Source organism: Vibrio sp. Vb0667, from assembly GCF_033391095.1.
This window is the reverse complement of record NZ_JAWPOL010000246.1, coordinates 1-1,243: the sequence shown is the minus strand read 5'-3', so window position 1 is coordinate 1,243 and position 1,243 is coordinate 1. Positions and strand designations below refer to the sequence as shown.

General features: G+C 42.5%; 1 pseudogene. It reads right to left on the bottom strand.

From position 1 onward, the window contains the following. Nucleotides 1-903: 903 nt before the first annotated feature. Nucleotides 904-1,243: pseudogene (locus R8269_RS24985) on the bottom strand (hypothetical protein); the annotation flags it as partial.

Below are 1,243 nucleotides of genomic sequence, written 5' to 3'. Positions count from 1 at the left end.
ATTTTACACAACCTCTAGGTGCATTTTATACACAAACCTACTGTAAGAGGTTCACATGCCCTACTGTGAGAGGTTCACAAGCCTACTGTGAGAAATTCCTCTACCCTACTGTGAGAGGTTCACACCAACAAACCATAGAACAAACCATAGAACAAATAGCGCTATCGCTTTTTCTTTTTCTTTTTTCGATTAGACCTAGCCTTGGCTCTTTTTGATGAGTCAGGGACAGGACCAAATCTATCCCTCTTTTCGTCGTCAGAATGCACAGGAGGGGAAATAAGAAGATCTACAGAGCAAGATTCTAATACCTCACTTTTTTGCACAGGAGGCGTTACAGGAGCTTCTAGGGGTAGTTCTAAATGCTGTAACCACAGAAGGGCAAATTCAGTCCTTTTATCGACTGGATATTTACCCGTTTCAAATCTACTTATCGAATCATTGGAGAGATCCAGCTTATCGCCTAATTCGGACTGACTAAGCTTTAAAACAGACTTTCGAATGCGCTTAAACTCGGACGGATGCATAAGTTACCTTATTTCGACATTTTGTCGAATTGTACAACAAAGCTCCATGAATAGGTTTAATTTACCCCCGTAATACAGTAAGGGGGTTATCACAAATTCGACATTTTGCGGAAAAACAAGGTACTTTCACCCCGTATTACTATACGGGGATGACGCTGCACCTCCTATTTCCTCCTCCTCAGTCATCGTCGTCGTCAGTCGTCGTTTGCAGCTAACAACCAAGGGATATGTAAGAAGACGTATTTATACATATTTGTGAAGCTGACGCGCGGATTTGAATTAGGTAACAAAAATCAAGAATATCTCCGCTTGTCGGCTCAATTGAGAAACAAAAAAGGGAGCACAAGGCTCCCAAATTTTTATTTCCCAACAGAGCTAATTATAAGACCTGATCTAACAGAAAAAGAGCGTGGCGAAGTTGCCCCTCAGAGTAGGTAGCTCCATCTGGTGTGACAATATGACCAGACTTAAATGCCCACTTAGAAAACCCCGTAACATCAGGAAGATAGCGCCCAGATTCAAGAGCCCAAAGCCTACGAATGATAGGGGGGATTTCCTCGCCGTCATCCCATCGGTAGACTTGATCCAAATCGACACAAGCAATTTCAGCAGCTCGATGTTCACTTAAGGCTAAGTGTTGAAATCGAAAGATAAAGTTAGGGTGGATTCTGTTGCTTTGGGAAATTGGAGCAAAGAATTTAACGGCGTTCTCCCAATCA